Origin of the sequence: Novosphingobium sp. PhB55 (genome assembly GCF_004368805.1) — a bacterium.
Classification (GTDB): domain Bacteria; phylum Pseudomonadota; class Alphaproteobacteria; order Sphingomonadales; family Sphingomonadaceae; genus Novosphingobium.
In genome coordinates this window covers 399,905-416,754 of the sequence record NZ_SODQ01000006.1, presented here as the reverse complement: position 1 = coordinate 416,754, position 16,850 = coordinate 399,905, and the positions used below count along the sequence as shown (strand labels likewise).

12 protein-coding genes are annotated in these 16,850 nt (G+C 67.1%); 8 read left to right on the top strand and 4 right to left on the bottom strand.

What is annotated here, in order from left to right; all coding sequences use genetic code 11:
• The first annotated feature begins 88 nt into the window (after nt 1-88).
• On the top strand, nt 89-3,517 hold the full coding sequence (locus tag EDF57_RS17195) for a glycosyl hydrolase (RefSeq protein ID WP_134095144.1): 3,429 nt from the start codon (nt 89-91) through the stop codon (nt 3,515-3,517).
• A gap of 89 nt (nt 3,518-3,606) precedes the next feature.
• On the opposite strand, the gene EDF57_RS17190 is transcribed toward EDF57_RS17195, so the two are convergent.
• Nucleotides 3,607-4,476 carry a helix-turn-helix domain-containing protein gene (locus EDF57_RS17190; RefSeq protein ID WP_134095143.1) on the bottom strand — a complete coding sequence of 290 codons (870 nt, stop codon included), beginning with the start codon at nt 4,474-4,476 and terminating at the stop codon, nt 3,607-3,609.
• A gap of 141 nt (nt 4,477-4,617) precedes the next feature.
• Between EDF57_RS17190 and pobA the strand changes: the two genes are divergently transcribed.
• The 5 genes from pobA (at nt 4,618) to mdoH (ending at nt 12,021) form a co-directional block, all read left to right on the top strand.
• On the top strand, nt 4,618-5,799 hold the full coding sequence (gene pobA / locus EDF57_RS17185; protein WP_134095142.1) for a 4-hydroxybenzoate 3-monooxygenase: 1,182 nt from the start codon (nt 4,618-4,620) through the stop codon (nt 5,797-5,799).
• 387 nt (nt 5,800-6,186) lie between these two features.
• Nucleotides 6,187-7,383 carry a TolC family protein gene (locus EDF57_RS17180; protein WP_134095141.1) on the top strand — a complete coding sequence of 399 codons (1,197 nt, stop codon included), beginning with the start codon at nt 6,187-6,189 and terminating at the stop codon, nt 7,381-7,383.
• Nucleotides 7,376-8,551: an efflux RND transporter periplasmic adaptor subunit gene (locus tag EDF57_RS17175; RefSeq protein WP_243654002.1), complete on the top strand. Its 1,176-nt coding sequence runs from the start codon at nt 7,376-7,378 to the stop codon at nt 8,549-8,551. The genes EDF57_RS17180 and EDF57_RS17175 overlap by 8 nt, the downstream gene beginning before the upstream one ends.
• A gap of 84 nt (nt 8,552-8,635) precedes the next feature.
• Nucleotides 8,636-10,204, top strand: a complete 1,569-nt coding sequence (locus tag EDF57_RS17170) for a glucan biosynthesis protein (protein WP_134095140.1) — start codon at nt 8,636-8,638, stop codon at nt 10,202-10,204.
• Nucleotides 10,201-12,021, top strand: a complete 1,821-nt coding sequence (gene mdoH / locus EDF57_RS17165; protein WP_132261699.1) for a glucans biosynthesis glucosyltransferase MdoH — start codon at nt 10,201-10,203, stop codon at nt 12,019-12,021. The genes EDF57_RS17170 and mdoH overlap by 4 nt, the downstream gene beginning before the upstream one ends.
• A gap of 39 nt (nt 12,022-12,060) precedes the next feature.
• Here mdoH and EDF57_RS17160 read toward each other — a convergent pair whose 3' ends face one another.
• Nucleotides 12,061-12,948: a LysR substrate-binding domain-containing protein gene (locus EDF57_RS17160; RefSeq protein WP_134095139.1), complete on the bottom strand. Its 888-nt coding sequence runs from the start codon at nt 12,946-12,948 to the stop codon at nt 12,061-12,063.
• 95 nt (nt 12,949-13,043) lie between these two features.
• On the opposite strand from EDF57_RS17160, the gene EDF57_RS17155 reads away from it, so the two are divergent.
• Together EDF57_RS17155 and fghA are read left to right on the top strand one after the other, a co-directional pair.
• Complete coding sequence (locus EDF57_RS17155) at nt 13,044-14,156, top strand: S-(hydroxymethyl)glutathione dehydrogenase/class III alcohol dehydrogenase (RefSeq protein WP_134095138.1); 1,113 nt, start codon at nt 13,044-13,046, stop codon at nt 14,154-14,156.
• On the top strand, nt 14,156-14,998 hold the full coding sequence (gene fghA, locus EDF57_RS17150) for an S-formylglutathione hydrolase (protein ID WP_134095137.1): 843 nt from the start codon (nt 14,156-14,158) through the stop codon (nt 14,996-14,998). Before EDF57_RS17155 ends, fghA begins: the two co-directional genes overlap by 1 nt.
• A 303-nt stretch (nt 14,999-15,301) precedes the next feature.
• Here the strand turns inward: fghA and EDF57_RS17145 are convergent, their stop codons facing one another.
• Both EDF57_RS17145 and ligK read right to left on the bottom strand, forming a co-directional pair.
• A complete protein-coding gene (locus EDF57_RS17145) occupies nt 15,302-16,177 on the bottom strand; it encodes an amidohydrolase family protein (protein WP_134095136.1) in 876 nt (291 codons plus the stop codon).
• A complete protein-coding gene (ligK, locus tag EDF57_RS17140; protein ID WP_134095135.1) occupies nt 16,170-16,844 on the bottom strand; it encodes a 4-carboxy-4-hydroxy-2-oxoadipate aldolase/oxaloacetate decarboxylase in 675 nt (224 codons plus the stop codon). Before ligK ends, EDF57_RS17145 begins: the two co-directional genes overlap by 8 nt.
• Nucleotides 16,845-16,850: the final 6 nt, after the last annotated feature.

Below are 16,850 nucleotides of genomic sequence, written 5' to 3'. Positions count from 1 at the left end.
GGACATCACGTCCCGGCGGCGAGGGCAAAAACAAAACTAAAACAATCACAACGATAAATCCGACAACCATCTGGATCCGGGAGGGACTATGCCGATCCATTCACTTCGTACCGTGCTGTGCTCCGCAACTGCACTGGCCGCGACGCTTGTCGCCGTGCCGGCCCTTGCGCAGGAACAGGGGCCTGCCCCCGCTGCAACATCTGCCGAACCGTCCGCCGCCCCGTTGGAGGACCAGTTCCGCGATCCGCCGGGTTCCGCCCGCCCGCGCGTGTGGTGGCACTGGATGAACGGCAATATCTCCAAGGACGGTATCGCCAAGGACATGGCCTGGATGAAGCGGGTCGGCATCGGCGGCCTCCAGAACTTCGACGCCAATCTCCAGACCCCGCAAGTGGTCGACCATCGCCTCGTCTACATGACGCCCGAGTGGAAGGACGCCTTCCGCTTTGCCGCGCATGAGGCGGACCGCCAGGGCCTCGAACTCGCCATCGCCGCTTCGCCCGGCTGGTCGGAGACCGGCGGCCCTTGGGTGCAGCCGCAGGACGGCCTGAAGAAGCTGGTCTGGTCGGAGACCTCCGTGTCGGCCGGGCAGCGTTTCTCCGGCAAGCTGGCCGCGCCGCCTTCGGCCACAGGCCCGTACCAGGCGCTTGGCGCCGCGCTTTCGATCGAGGAAATGATCTCCGGCCATCCCGCCCCGCCGGGTCCGTCCTACTACGGCGAGGTGGGCGTCTTCGCTTTCCCGGAGGCCGCCGAGCCCGCTCTGGCGCTGCCGCGGGCAGCCGATGGCCTGGGCAATGCGCTTTCCGCCGTCGCGCTTTCGGACAGCGACATCGGCAAGGGCGTGACGCTCGCCCGCAAGGAAGGCGAGGCGCCGAGCCTGCGGCTGGACTATGCCAGGCCCGCAAGCATCGGTTCCGCGACCATCTTCGTGCCAGAGGTGACGGTGCCGTTCGCCGGAGCCGCTTTCACCGGCACGCTGGAATCGAGCGCCGACGGCAAGGCATGGACGCCGATCACCACGCTCACGCTTGGCGCGGTGCCGACGACCGTCAGCTTCCCCACCGTCACTGCCGCGCATTTCCGGCTGGTGCTTAATCCCCGCAAGCCTGACGGCGGGCTCGGCTCGCCGGCGCCGGGCATTGCCATGGGCGGGCTGTTCGACGGCGTCGGCGCGATGCTGGCGAAAAAGCCGCTGATCGTGGGCACTTTCGCGCTTACCGCAGGGGCGAAGGTCGACCGTTTCGAGACCAAGGCCGGCTTCGTGATGAGCCGCGACTATTACGCCCTGGAAGAGCCGAAGGACGGCGCCACCGGCGTTACGCCTGACAGCGTGTTGGACCTGACGGGCAAGCTCAAGGCCGATGGTACGCTCGACTGGCAGGCCCCGGCGCTCCCCAAGGGTCAACGCTGGCGGGTGCTGCGCATGGGCTATTCGCTGCTCGGCACCACCAACCACCCAGCACCGCCCGAGGCGACCGGGCTGGAGGTCGACAAGTTCGACGGTGACGCCGTGCGCCGCTATCTCGATCACTACCTTGGCCTGTACAAGGAAGCCGCCGGGCCGGACATGATCGGCCAGCGCGGGGTGCGCGCGCTGCTGACGGACTCGATCGAAGTGGGCGAGGCGAATTGGACGCCGAAAATGCTGGAGCAATTCCAGCGCCTGCGCGGCTATGACGCCCGGCCCTGGCTGCCCACCCTGACCGGCGTGCTGGTCGGCTCGCGGGCGCAGGCGGACAAGTTCCTCTACGATTATCGCCGCACATTGGCCGACCTGCTGGCCAGCGAGCACTATGGCACAGTCGCCAAGGTAGCGCATGAAAACGGCCTGAAGGTCTATGGCGAGGCGCTGGAGGACAAGCGCCCGATGCTGGGCGACGACATGACCATGCGCAGCCACACGGATATCCCGATGGCCGCGATGTGGACCTTCCGCGATGAAGGCCCGCGCCAGACCCTGATCGCCGACATGAAGGGTGCCGCCTCGGTCGCGCATCTCTATGGGCAGAACCTCGTCGCGGCGGAATCGATGACCGCCTCGATGTCGCCCTGGGCTTTCGCGCCCAAGGACCTCAAGCGCTTCATCGACATGGAGTTCGTGAACGGGGTCAACCGCCCGGTTGTCCATACCTCGGTGCACGTTCCGGTCGACGACAAGAAGCCCGGCCTCTCGCTCTTCATCTTCGGCCAGTATTTCAACCGGATGGAAAGCTGGGGCGAGATGGCGAAACCCTGGGTGGACTACATCTCGCGTTCCTCGCTGCTGCTTCAGGCGGGGCGCAACGTGGCGGACGTCGCCTATTTCTACGGCGAAGAAGCGCCGCTGACCGGGCTTTATGGCGACAAGCCGGTGGCCGATGCCCCGGTTTCGCATGCCTACGATTTCCTGAGCTTCGACGCGTTGACCGGGCTGCTTTCCAACGACGGCAGCGAAGTCGTCGCGCCCAGCGGGGCGCGGTACCGGGCGATCTACCTCGGCGGTTCCTCGCAGCGCATGACGCTGGGGGCACTGAAGAAGCTGGCCGCGCTCGTCGAAGGCGGGGCCACGGTGATCGGCGACGCGCCGACCGCAACGCCCAGTATGATGGGCGGCGCGGCGAGCGTCAGGGACGGCGAGTGGTCGGCACTGGTGGCGAAACTCTGGCCCGGAAGCGGCGATGCCGCGGTGGGCAAGGGCCGCGTAATGGCCGGCAAGGATGTGGAAGGTGCCCTGAAGACGCTGGGCGTGGCCCCGGACTTTCGGTTCACCAGTACGCAGGCGGGTGCGAAGATCCCCTTCGTCCACCGCCGCGACGCGCAAGGCGAAATCTATTACCTCTCCAACCCCCAGGGCGCCCAGTCCATCGAGGCGCACTTCCGCGTCACCGGCAAGGCACCGGAACTCTGGCATCCCGAGACCGGGACGAGCGAGCCGGTCGGCTACCGGATCGAGAACGGCGAAACCATCGTGCCGCTCTCGCTGGTCGAAGGCGATGCCCTCTTCGTGGTGTTCCGCAAGGCCGCCGCGAAGCAGAGCCTGACGCTCCCCGCCCGGCCGGCGCAGACCCTGGCCTCGCTCGATGACGGCTGGACCGTGCGTTTCCAGGCAGACCGCGGCGCGCCGGCCTCGATCGAGATGGCGAAGCTGGCTCCGCTCGAACGGAACGCGGAAGCGGGCGTGAAGTACTTCTCCGGAGAAGCGACGTATTCGCGCAGCTTCACGCTGCCCAGGGGTGCCAAGGCCGGGCAACCGCTCTGGCTCGATCTCGGGCAGGTGGGCGATCTGGCGGAAGTCACGGTGAACGGCAAGCCGGTCGGCGCGGTCTGGCATGCGCCTTACCGGATCGACGTGGGCAAGGCGGTGAAGAGCGGCAGCAACACCATCGAGGTGAAAGTGGCCAATCTCTGGGTCAACCGGCTGGTCGGTGACGCTCAACCGGGCGCCAAGGCGATCACCTGGACGGCGATGCCGACGTATCGCGCCGATGCGCCGCTTCGGCCTTCGGGGCTGATCGGGCCGGTTACTCTGGGCAAGTGAGGAAGAGGAAGTCCTGGGGGATCATCCTCCAGGACTTGGGAATGTCGAACTTGCGCGTTGCAGGGGGCCTATGCTCCCCTGCTTTTCCTCTAGTCTTCACTCCCATGCGCATGCGTGGACTTGTCCAGGCGCGGCCGATGCCCCGTCATCCGCAGGTAGAACCGCGAGAAGTACGAAGGATCGGAAAAGCCGAGTTCGTTGGAGACCTGCACGACGCTGGCATTGGCGAAGCAGAGCAGCCGCTGCGCCTCCAGGGCGAGCCGGGCGTGGAGCAGTTCCTGCGGTGAGCAGCCCAGCTTGGCGCGACACAGGCGGGTGAGGGTGCGCGTGGTCATGCCCAGCCGCTCGGCGTACCAGCCCAGCGGCAACTGGTCCCGAAAGTGCAGTTCGACGAGGTGGCGCAAGTGCGAAATGCGCTGGTCGCCGCTGCCCTCGTCCGCCGCTTCATCTTCCGGCAGCAGCGAACGCAGCACCGCTTCGGCCATAGACAGGAACAGCGCGTTCGGCCGCCGCCAGTCCTGTGGGATCGCCAGCATCTCGGCGCAGAGGAATTCCACCCGCTTCACTATTTCCACCGGCGTCGGCGCGAAGCGGCCATGGGTTGCGGCGTGGAGCAAGGGGTCGCCGGAACTGCTTCGCCGCTCCGCGAAACCACTGCTGAGCATCAGCACATAGCCGATCGTCTCGGGCCGGAAGCGAAAGCCATGGATGCTGCCGGCGGGAATCACGATGTGGCAGGGGGCCTCCAGCGTCTCGGTCGTGTCGTCTATGGTGAGCGTGACCTGTCCCTTCGATACCAGCATGACCTGTACTCCGCGGACATGGCGATGCGGGGCGATTTCCCAGTCATGCAGGGAACTTCGCGCAGCGATCGTCTCGATATGCCCGAATTCCGGTGAGCTATCGGGGATGTCCTCCCCGTAAAGGACGTAAGAGGGAACGGGCCGGGCTGTTGTCATGGCGTGTCTCGAAAGTACCGTAAGAAAGGCCGTCCGGTGCATTCCGCCAACCCGCGCGTCCTGTCAATCCGGATGGCGAAGCGGTGCTCCCCGAAGTTTCGGCGAGAGAGCCCGCAAGGCATGGATTGGGAGATAGCGATCATGCGCACTCAAGTAGCCATCGTCGGCGCCGGACCGGCCGGACTCCTGCTCGGGCATCTGCTGCGGGCCGAAGGCATCGACTGCGTCGTGGTAGAGCGCCAGACCGGTGAGTACGTGCTTTCGCGCATTCGCGCCGGCGTGCTCGAACAAGGCACGGTCGCGCTGATGGAGCGCCTCGGCCTCGACGCGCGCATGAAGGTGGAAGGCCTGCCGCACGACGGCTTCAACCTCGCCGATGGCGAGCGTCTGATCCGCATCGACATCAAGGCGCTCACGGGCAAGCAGGTCATGGTCTATGGCCAGACCGAACTGACCCGCGACCTGATGGAAGCGAGCGAAGAGCGCGGGCTTGAGGTGATCTACCAGGCCGCCGATGTCGCGCTGCACGACATCGAGAGCGACGCACCTTACCTCACCTACAAGGCAGGGGGTTCCGGAGACGGCGCCAAGCACCGCATCGACGCGCGCTTCATCGTCGGCTGCGACGGCTTCCACGGCCCTTCGCGCGCAGCGATCCCCGCCAGTGTCGGCCAGACTTTCGAGCGCGTCTATCCCTTCGGCTGGCTCGGTATCCTGGCCGACGTGCCGCCCTGCAATCATGAGCTGATTTACGCGCACCACGAACGCGGCTTCGCGCTCGCCTCGCAGCGCAGCCACACGCGTAGCCGCTACTACATCGACGTGCCGCTGACCGAGAAGCTGGAGGACTGGAGCGACGACCGCATCTGGGATGAACTGGCGATCCGTCTCGGCCCGGACGCTGCCGCGCATATCACCCGCGGTCCCTCGATCGAAAAGTCCATCGCGCCGCTGCGCTCGTTCGTTTTCGAGCCGATGCGCCACGGCAGCCTGCTGCTTTGCGGCGATTCCGCGCATATCGTGCCGCCGACCGGCGCCAAGGGCCTGAACCTTGCCGCCAGCGACGTCTATTACGCCTGCGAGGCCCTGACCGGCTTCTTCCAATCGGGCGACAACGATGCCGTCGCGGGCTATTCGGCCAAGGCGCTGCGCCGGGTCTGGGCTTCGGAACGGTTCAGCTGGTCGCTGACCAAGCTGATGCACCGCTTCCCCGAAGACGGTCCGTTCGAACGCCGCATGCAACTGGCTGAACTCGATTACATCGCGTCGAGCGAACACGCGCGGAGGGTGATTGCCGAGAACTACGTCGGCTTGCCGGTCTGACAACAGGCGCGAGGAAGGCCCGGGGCGCGCCCCGGGCCTTTCCGAACAGACCCGGCGCGTGGTTATTGGCAGGGCGCGGCCTGCCGCTGCCCACATTTTGTCTTTCCAGACGGCACCTATGGTATCGCGGATGCAGGGGGTTACCGATCTCCTGCAATTTCTTCTTTTCGCAACCTTCGACAACCCAAAGCACTTCCATGCGTTTCGGCAGCGTTCGACCGAAATGCATTGAGGGGACAACGGGAAATGGTTCGGAAAGCGGCTGGAGGCCGGGAGGTCGTCCACAGCGGCCGGATTGATGCGTTTTTGCCCCTTGGCACAAGAAGTTGGTGGCTTCGCATGCGCAGCACGATTGCCTCTGCGGACATTGCTGCTATCGCAGCCCATGTGCGAAACCACACTGTCTTGCGCCGCGGCGGCGGCCCCCTCGTACTGGTCCTGGCCTGTGCGCTGGCCGGGTGCGCCACGTCTGCCGTGCCGGAAACCCACACCAACCTGACGATCGCGCCCGCGGTCGAGGCGCCTGCCGACGGCGACTGGTGGAAGAACGGCGGCGATCCGCTGCTCATCAACCTCATCGAGCGCGGCATTGCCGCCGATACCGATCTGGCCTGCCGCGCCGCCCGTCTCCACACCCAGGAGGAGACCGACGCGGCCGCTTCCCGGCGGCTGGCGGGCAAAGTGCGCGCGCTGGTCGGCAAGGACCAGTCGTCCGAGCGTGACGCGGCGCGCATGGCCTGGGCCTATGCTTATGCGCAGGCCCGCGCCGACCGCGCGACCGAAGTGGCGCTCGCCTATGTGCAGGTGCGCCGCCTGCAGCAGATCCTCGTCCTGCGCACCGAGCGGCTCGACCAGTTCCGCGACAATGCCGTGATCGCCGAATTCCGCCGCCAGGCCGGTCTGGTGACGGCCATCGACGGCGGGCTGGGCAACAGCATGGCCGGCGTGGTCGATGCCGACGTTGCCGCCACCCGCGCGCGTTTCGATGCCGCGCGGGCCAATCTCGCCGGGCTGACGGGGATGACCGATACCGAATTGCTGACCGCGCTGGGCGAAAGCGCGCCGGTACCGGCGCTGGCGCCCGGCGCCGCGCTGCCCGCAGACGCACCGCTTCACCGCGCCGACCTACTGGCCTTGCAGAGCCGCCTCGAAGCCAGCCTGGCGCGCGATTCCATCACTCAGGCCCAGCTCGACGCCGCGCGCGCCGCGCCGGAAGACGCGGAGACCGCGCCGGCCTTGCGAGAGGCCCTGCAGAAGCTGGACAAGGCCGAGCAGGGCGCCCGCGCCGAGATCGCGTCGCACCGTCAGGCGATGGCGGCGTTCGACGCCCGCCAGTCCGGGCTGGACGATACCGCGGCGCAGGCCAAACGCGCCGTCACCGATGCCCGCGCCGCCTACAAGGCCGGTTTCGGCGATTTCGCGACACTCTATGTGGCCGAAGCAGCCGCCCTGGCCGCCGACGAGGCGCGCGTCGGCCTGAAGGCAGACCGGGCCGCGGCGATCATCCGCCTGCACAAGCTGGAAGGCGGGGGCTGGTCGGCCGCCGATCTCGATCCGCCGATGGGGACTGCGGCCTGTGACTGACGCCGAAGCGGGTGCGCTCGATACTTTCCTGGGAGCCGGCGCCCGGCGGGGCCGGGGGCATATGCTCAGCCTTGCGCTGCTCACGGTGGCGGCGATTGCCGCGATCCTGCTGCTCGTGCGGTTTCTGAGCGGCACGGATTCTCCTTATTACACCGCCATGGTCGAACAGGGCGACGTGGTTCCGCTCGTGTCCGAACGCGGCACCATCCATGGCAGCGGGGAAGTGGTCCTGGCCGCTGCGCTCGATGGCACGGTCTCGGCCGAGGGCGTGCCGGCCGGTGGGCGGGTCGAGGAGGGGCAGGTCCTTGCCACGATCGACGCCGAACCGCTGCGCAGCACGATGGCGGCGGATCGCTCGCTGGTCTCGGCCGCCGAATCCGACCTTGCCGCCGCACGCGCCGCGCGGGAAGACGCGGCGGGGCGGCTGGGCCGCTTCGAGGACGTATGGCGCCGCTCCGGCCACCGCGTTCCCGCCATCAATGAACTGGAGACCGCCCGCGCTGCCGTCGACCGCGCGACGCGTGAGGTTTCCGCAGCGGAATCGCGACTTTCCGCGGCCAGGAGCAGCCTCAAGGCCCATAGCGAGACATTGGCCGCCGCCGTGGTGCGCGCACCGTTCTCGGGCTTCGTGGTCGATCGCAATATCAGCACCGGCCAGCGCGTGCGCAGCGGCATGCGCCTGTTCACGCTGGCCGCCAGCGACGAGACGCTGGAGATCGAGGTGCCCCTCGCCAAGGCCGGCAATGCCGAGATCGGCACCGGCACGCTCGCCCGCGTGCGGCTGGATGCGATGCCGGACGCAGTGCAGCAGGCCACGCTCGCCCGCGTGCTGGTGGACCGCGCCGATGCCCCGGGATCGCGCCGCGCGGCCTTCACGCTGGAAAAGCCCGCCGAAACGGTGCGCCCCGGCATGGCCGCCACGGTGGAGATCGCCTTGCCGGCGCGCAAGGGCGTGATGCTGGTGCCCGATGCCGCCCTGACGTTCGAACCGGAGAACTCGGCCGATCGCAGCAGGGCGCGCATCTATCTCGTTTCCCCGGACGGAGAACCGCGCCGGGTCTATGTTTCCACGGGCGCCGGCGATGGCAAGCGCACCGAAGTCTTCGCCAACGATCTCAAGCCGGGCGACGAAGTCATCATCGGATGGCGCAACCCGCCGGGCAAGTGATCGCGCGAAACAATAGAGGGACCCCTGCTGCGCAACGAAACTTTGGTTTCGTCTATGCGTATTGACCGCATGAACCGAACGAACATGAGGGGCGAGAGCCCAGAAGTGGGGCTGGAAGCCGGCGTTCCCGTTACGGAACGCTCGCTGGCTCGCCGTGAGTTTTCCGGGCTCCTGGCGCTGATGGCGGGTCTTGCCGCCTTTCCGCGCCTGGCCGAGGCTGCGGTGCAACCCAAATTCGCCGCGCCCAAGCCGTTTTCCTGGGATATCCTGGTAGAGCAGGCCCGCGCCCTGGCCGCCCGTTCCTGGGCCGAGCCGCAGACCTCGCCCCACGCCGTGGCCGACTTCGATGCCGTGGGCAAGCTGACATATGGCCAGGCCCAGGCGCTCGGCGGCAATGTCCGCCTGTTTCCCACCGCGCGCGGCACGTCGCCCCATGCGGTGAAGCTGCATCTGGTGGAGGGCGGCTCCGCGCGCGAGCTGATCGATGCCCGAGGGCTGTTCGTGGGCGGCAAGCAGGGCGATCCCGCCGGTTTCCGCGTGATGACCGCCGAACAGCATTCGGACTGGATGGCCTATCTCGGCGCTTCCTACTTCCGCGCGTCCGGCTCGCGCGATCAGTACGGCCTTTCGGCGCGCGGCATCGCCGTCGACACGGGACTGCCCAAGGCGGAGGAATTTCCCTCCTTCACGGCCTTCTGGATAGAGAATCTCGGCGCCGACCACGTCTGCATCCATGCGCTGCTCGACGGACCGAGTCTCACCGGCGCCTATGCCTTCGATTGCCGCAAGGGCGCGTCCGGCGCGGCGGTGACGCAGGACGTTAGGGTCTCGCTCTTCTTCCGCCGCGACATCGAGCGGCTGGGCGCCGCGCCCATGACCAGCATGTTCTGGTACGACCAGTCCGATTCCGCCAAGCGGCGAGACTGGCGCCCGGAGATCCACGATTCCGACGGTCTTGCGCTCTGGTCCGGGAGCGGCGAGCGCATCTGGGTGCCGCTCTCCAACCCCTCGGTGAACCGCACCAATGCCATGCGCGCGGACCATGTGAAGGGCTTCGGCCTGCTCCAGCGCGACCAGGCCTTCGACCATTACCAGGACGACGGGGCCTTCTACGACCGCCGCCCTTCGCTCTGGATCGAACCCCAGGGCGACTGGGGCGCCGGCACCGTGATGCTCTACCGCATGCCCACCGATGCCGAGACGCAGGACAATATCGCCGCCTTCTGGGTCTCCGACCAACCCGCCAGGGCAGGGCAGAGCCGCGACTTCTCTTATCGCCTCACCTGGACCTCGCAGGATCCCAGTGTCGCCACGGGTGCAGGCGCAGCGGCGCGCTGCGTCGATAGCTGGCAAGGTGCGGCGGGACGACCGGGCGACACGCCGACAACGCAGGAAGCCCGCAAGTTCGTGTTCGATTTCGAAGGGCCGGCGCTGAAGGGCCTGACGCGCGACAGCGGCGTGACGGCGGACACCAATCTTCCCGCCAAGGCTCTGCTCCATTCCGCCGCCTATCCGGTGGCCGGGCAGGAGGGGCGTTGGCGCGTGACGCTGGACGTGCGGCCTTCCGCTGTCCCCTCGCCCGAATTCAGGGTATATCTGAAGCGCGGGGAGCAGGCGCTCAGTGAAACGGTGATCCAGGGAGTCCAGCCATGAACCGCGCCTTGCATCCGCTCCCGCCCGAAGCGCCACTGGCCATGCCGGTCCAGGATCTCGACGGGATCGCGCCCGGCACCATCGCCGTGCCGACCAGCCCGCACGGCATGCTGGTCAAGCGCCTGCTGCTGATCGCGCTCACCGCCACGATCGGCCTGGCCGCCTCCAGCGAAGTGCGTTTCGCGTTCTCCCGCGACGGGCTGGACGTGATCGAAGTGATCCTGCTGCTGTTCTTCGTGCCGCTGTTCTGCTGGATTTCCTTCGGCTTCGTCACGTCCACCATCGGTTTCCTGCAGCTCATCAGCGGCAAGCATCCCGGTTTCACCGCGATTCCCAGCCCTGCCTCCTCGCTGCGCCATCGCACGGCCGTGCTCATGCCGGTCTACAACGAAAGCGTGGAAGCCACCTTCGGCCGCGTCCGGGCCATGACCAATTCGATCGCAGCTTCGGGCGCGGCCGAATGGATCGATTTCTTCGTCCTCAGCGATTCCAACGCCTTCCACGGCAAGCGCGAGGAAGCGGCCTGGCGCGAGATCGCGGCGGAAGCGCCGATCAACGTCTATTATCGCCGCCGCGAGAAGAACATCGCGCGCAAGCCCGGCAATATCGCCGAATGGGTCCAGCGCTTCGGCGGCGCTTATGAGAACATGCTGATCCTCGATGCCGATTCGCTGATGAGCGGGGATGCCATCGTCGGCATGGCGGCGATCATGGAGGAGCGGCCCTCGATCGGCCTGCTCCAGACCGTGCCGATGATCATCAATGCGCAGACCGTGTTCCAGCGCTGGATGCGCTTCGCGAGCGAAGCCTACGGGCCGATCGCCTCGGCCGGGCTGCTCTGGTGGTCGGGCGCGGAATCAAACTTCTGGGGCCATAACGCCATCGTTCGCACGCGGGCTTTCGCGGATTCCTGCGGCTTGCCGGAACTCCCGGGCAAGCCGCCGTTCGGCGGGCACATCCTCAGCCACGACATGCTCGAATCCGCCCTGCTGCGCCGGCGCGGCTGGGCCGTGCACATGGTGATGATCGACGGCAGCTACGAGGAATTCCCGCCCACCATCGTCGATCACGCCATCCGCGACCGGCGCTGGATGCAGGGCAACCTCCAGCACATGCGCCTGCTCGACGCCTCTGGCCTGCACTGGGCCAGCCGCCTGCACCTGCTGATCGGCGCCTCGGCCTATCTCACCTCGCCGGGCTGGCTGCTGCTGCTCATCACCTCGATCGTCCAGGCGGCCGCCAGCAAGGGCGGGCAGCTCCTCGGCGTCGGCACGCCGCCGAGCGTGCTCTGGCTGACCGTGCTGCTGCTGTTCGGGCCGAAGCTGATGGGCACGATCTGGGTTCTGGCCGACAGGACGCGTCGCCGCAGCTTCGGCGGCTTCGGCGGCGTTCTGCGCTCGGTGGCGCTGGAAGTGCCGCTGGCGATCCTGCTGGCGCCGGTGACCATGGTCATGCAGGTCAAGGCGCTGTTCGGCCTGGCCCTGGGCATCCCCGCGCACTGGAACACGCAGGAGCGCGATGCCCGCCGCATTTCCGTGCGCGAAGTGCTGCCGGATCTGAAGGAACACATAGCGCTCGGTCTGGTCTTCGCGGCCACGGCCTTCATCGACCCGGTGACGGCGCTCTGGCTCTCGCCGCTGACGCTGGGCCTGCTGGCCTCGCCCTGGCTGATCAGCCTGACGTCGAGCCAGCAGATCGGCGAGCGGGCGGAGCGGCACGGCTATTTCCGCGTTCCCGAACCGACGATCGACGATCCCGTCGAACATGCCAATGACGATGTGGAAGAAGGCGGCACGCCGCCGCTGGTAATCGGCTAAGCCCCCTTGCGTCGTCCCGGATGGGGTCCGGGACGACGATCAGGCGCTCGCCCTGGCCAGTCTGGTCGGAAGCTCCGCGCGCAAGTGCGCCACCAGCGCGCTCACTTTGGGCGAGAGGTGGCGCCGCTGGGGATAGACCGCCCAGATCGGCTCCTCTTCCGGAGCCAGCGCGGCAAGCACGGGCTCCAGCCGCCCCGTCGTGACGTGATCCCCCAGGTAGAACGCCGGCAACTGGCACACGCCCATGCCGGCCAGCGCCGCTTCGAGCAGGGCATTGCCGCTGTTGCAGCGCCAGCGCCCTTGCGGCCGAAAGGTCTTGCCGCCCCGGAAATGCCACTGCACCGCCGAGCCCACGAGGCATTCGTGGCGGGAAAGCTCCGCGATATCAGCAGGGCGCCCGTGCGCGTCGAGGTAGGCAGGGGAGGCGAGGGTGACCAGCGCGCGCGATGCCACCCGTGTCGCCACCAGCCGGGAGTCTTCGAGGTGCCCGGTGCGGATCGCCAGATCGTAGCCATCGGCGATCAGGTCGACGAGGCCGTTGTCGAGGTCCAGCGTCACCGAAATCGCCGGATAGGCCTGCGACAGTTCGCGCACCAGCGGCGCCACGAACTTCTCGCCCAGCGCATAGGAACACGTCACCCGCAGGTGCCCGCGCGGCTCGCCTTGCGCGGTGATGGCGGCGATGGCCTCGTCGCGCTCCTCGATCAGGCGGCGGCAGGTTTCGAGGAAGATCTGCCCCGTTTCCGTCAGCCGCAGCGAGCGCGTGGTGCGGTGCAGGAGGTGGACCTGCAGGCGCCCCTCCAGCCGCGCCAGCGCCCGGCTCATATGCGTGACCGACGCGCCGTAGGCCTCGGCCGCCTGGGTGAAGCTGCCGAGCCGCGCCACGATCACGAACTCCTCGATCCCGTCCCACTGGCCGAGCATCATTGTCCCCGTATGGTTATAATCCTTTTCAGACTGGCCGCTTTATCACAGCAAGGCGCGGTCCTACAAAGGCCTTCAGAGATTTAGGAGCATACCCCATGAAGACCCGCGCCGCCGTCGCCTTCGAGGCCAAGAAGCCGCTCGAAATCGTCGAACTGGACCTCGAAGGCCCCAAGCCGGGCGAGGTTCTGGTCGAGATCATGGCGACCGGGATCTGCCACACCGATGCCTATACGCTGGACGGTTTCGACAGCGAGGGGATCTTCCCCAGCGTGCTCGGCCACGAAGGCGCCGGCATCGTGCGCGAAGTGGGCGCGGGTGTGACTTCGGTGGTGCCGGGCGACCATGTGATCCCGCTCTACACCCCGGAATGCCGCCAGTGTAAGTCGTGCCTTTCGGGCAAGACCAACCTCTGCACCGCGATCCGCGCCACGCAGGGCAAGGGCCTGATGCCGGACGGCACCACGCGCTTTTCCTACAAGGGCCAGCCAATCTACCACTACATGGGCTGCTCGACCTTCTCGAACTTCACCGTGCTGCCGGAAATCGCCGTCGCCAAGATCCGTGAAGACGCGCCGTTCCAGTCGTCCTGCTACATCGGTTGCGGCGTCACCACCGGCGTCGGCGCCGTCATCAACACCGCCAAAGTGCAGGTGGGTGACAACGTGGTGATCTTCGGCCTCGGCGGCATCGGTCTCAACGTGATCCAGGGCGCGCGGCTTGCCGGTGCGAACAAGATCATCGGCGTCGACATCAACCCCGACCGCGAGGAATGGGGCCGCCGCTTCGGCATGACCGACTTCCTCAACACCAAGGGCATGAGCCGCGAGGACGTGGTCGCCAAGATCGTGCTGATGACCGATGGCGGCGCGGACTATACCTTCGACGCCACCGGCAATACCGAAGTTATGCGCACCGCGCTGGAAGCCTGCCACCGCGGCTGGGGCACTTCGATCATCATTGGCGTGGCCGAAGCGGGCAAGACCATCGAGACGCGCCCGTTCCAGCTTGTAACGGGGCGCAACTGGCGCGGCACCGCGTTCGGCGGCGCCAAGGGCCGCACCGACGTGCCGAAGATCGTCGACATGTACATGACCGGCAAGATCGAGATCGACCCCATGATCACCCACGTCATGGGCCTGGAAGAGATCAACACCGCCTTCGACCTGATGCACGAAGGCAAGTCGATCCGCTCGGTCGTCGTCTTCTGATGGAGACGGTTTCGACCGCCAAGGCCTTCGGGGGCGTGCAGGGTGTCTACACCCACGCCTCCGCCGAGACGGGCACGCCGATGACCTTCTCGGTCTTCGTGCCGGACGTCGCTTCTGGGCACGCTCCGGGCGCGAAGCTGCCGGTGCTGTGGTATCTCTCGGGGCTCACCTGCACTCACGCCAACGTCACCGAAAAGGGCGAGTTCCGCCGCGCCTGCGCCGAGCACGGCGTGATCCTCGTCGCGCCGGATACCAGCCCGCGCGGCGATGACGTGCCGGACGACGAAGGCTACGACTTCGGCAAGGGCGCGGGCTTCTACGTCGATGCCACGCAGGCGCCGTGGAGCGCGAACTTCCGCATGCGCTCCTATCTGGAGATCGAACTGCCCGCCGTGATCGCCGAGCACTTCCCCGCCGACATGGCGCGGCAGGGCATCACCGGCCACTCGATGGGCGGCCACGGCGCGCTGACTATCGCTTTGCGCGATCCCTCACGCTTCCGTTCGGTCAGCGCCTTCGCGCCGATCGTCTCGCCTCTGAACTGCCCCTGGGGGGAGAAGGCGCTGACGGGCTATATCGGTGCGGACCGGGCGGCCTGGCGGGAATACGACGCCTGCGCGCTGATCGAGGACGGTGCTCGCCTGCCGGACCTGCTGGTGGATCAGGGTACGGCGGATGGCTTCCTGGAAGGGCAGCTCAAGACTTACCTGCTGGAAGAGGTCTGCGCCGAGGTTGGCCAGCCTGCGACGATCCGGATGCAGGAGGGGTACGACCATTCGTACTACTTCATCTCCAGCTTCATGGCCGAGCATATTGGCTGGCATGCGGAAAGGCTGAAGTAGAAGGGAAGTTCCGGGGGATGATCCCCCGGACCCTCGGAATGTCTACGCCGCGCGCCGCCTATCTGATGCGCGCTCCTTGCGGTGGAGGCTTTGATGTCTTCCGACGCAAGCGGCGCGCTAACCGCGAATGCGGCGTGCGCCGGTACATTTCCGCTGTCGAGCGCCCACCACTCCTTCGTCATTGCGAGGAGGCGAAGCCGACGAAGCAATCCAGAGCGGCGCAAGACCGCCCCTGGATTGCTTCGCTACGCTCGCAATGACGAGGTGTGGAGTTGTGGGGCCGGAATTCGCCCCACCCTCAGCTTAAACCTCTCCCGGCCAGTACAACCGCATCGGATTGGTCACCAGTAGCTTCTGCTGAAGCTCGGCCGTGGGCGCGATACGGGGGATCATATCGACCAGATGGCCGTCGTCGGGAATGTTGTCCTGCATGTTCGGATGCGGCCAGTCGGTGCCCCAGATCACGCGGTCGGGATAGTCCGCCACCAGCGGCGCGACCGCTTCGGCGAACTTGTCCCACGGGTCGTTCGTGGGGTCGAGGCGGTCGGGGCAGGTGGCCTTGAACCAGACGTCCTCGCGGCTGTCGAGCAGGGCGCGGAAGGCCTTCATGTCCACGCCGTCCGGGCCCTGGGTCACATCCGGGCGACCCATGTGGTCGATGACGACCGGCACCGGGATCGCGTCGATGAAGGCGCGCATTTCGTCGAGGATGTCGGCTTCGAAGTAGATCACGACGTGCCAGCCCTCGGGCAGGCGACCGGCGACTTCGAGGAACTTGTCCTTCGGAGCATCGTCGACGAGGCGCTTCAGGAAGTTGAAGCGAATGCCGCGAATGCCGCCTTCATGCAGCTTGGCGAGGTCCGCATCCGAGATCGCCGGATCGACCACGGCGACGCCGCGCGCTTTTCCATCGGACTTGGCGATGGCGTCGAGCGTCGCGGCATTATCGGTGCCGTGGCAGCTGGCCTGCACGATCACGTTGCGGGCGAAGCCCAGGTGATCGCGCAAAGCGAAGAGCTTGTCCGGCCCGGCGTCCTCGGGGAGGTACTTGGCCTTGGCGCTGAACGGGAACTCAGCCATCGGGCCGAAGACGTGGCAATGCGCGTCAACGGCGCCTGCGGGCGGGGTGTAGAGCGGCTTGCTCGGGGCCGCATGCCACGAGGTGATCCGCTCAGACATACTTGAGGCCTTCCTTCTCCAGGCGCTCGCGCATCTTGTACATGTCGAGGCCGAGTACGCCGGCGACCAGCTTCTCGCGCTTTTCGCCTTCGTTGGCTTCGCGGGCCTGCGCGGCGGCGAGCACTTCGGCGGCCTTTTCGCGCGGCACCACGACCACGCCGTCATCGTCGGCCACGATCACGTCGCCGGGGTTCACGGCGGCATTGGCGCAGACGACCGGCACGTTCACCGAGCCGAGCGTGTTCTTGACGGTGCCCTGCGCGTAGATCGCCTTGGACCAGACCGGGAATTCCATCTCGGTCAGGTCGCGCACGTCGCGCACGCCCGCGTCGATGATCAGGCCCCGGCAGCCGCGCGCGATGGCGCTGGTGGCGAGGAGATCGCCGAAGTAGCCGTCCTCGCAAGGGCTGGTCGGCGCGAGCAGCAGCACGTCGCCTTCCTTGAGCTGTTCGATGGCGACATGGACCATCCAGTTGTCGCCCGGAGGCGCGCTGATGGTCACGGCCGAGCCGGCGATGCGCGCGCCGCGATAGATCGGGGTCATGTAGCTGGCGAGAAGGCCGGTGCGGCCCTGGGCTTCGTGGACGGTTGCGACGCCGCACTTGGCGAGGCCGTCGATCACCGCGGGATCGGCCCGCTCGATGTTCTGGACGACGATACCACTCATCACGTG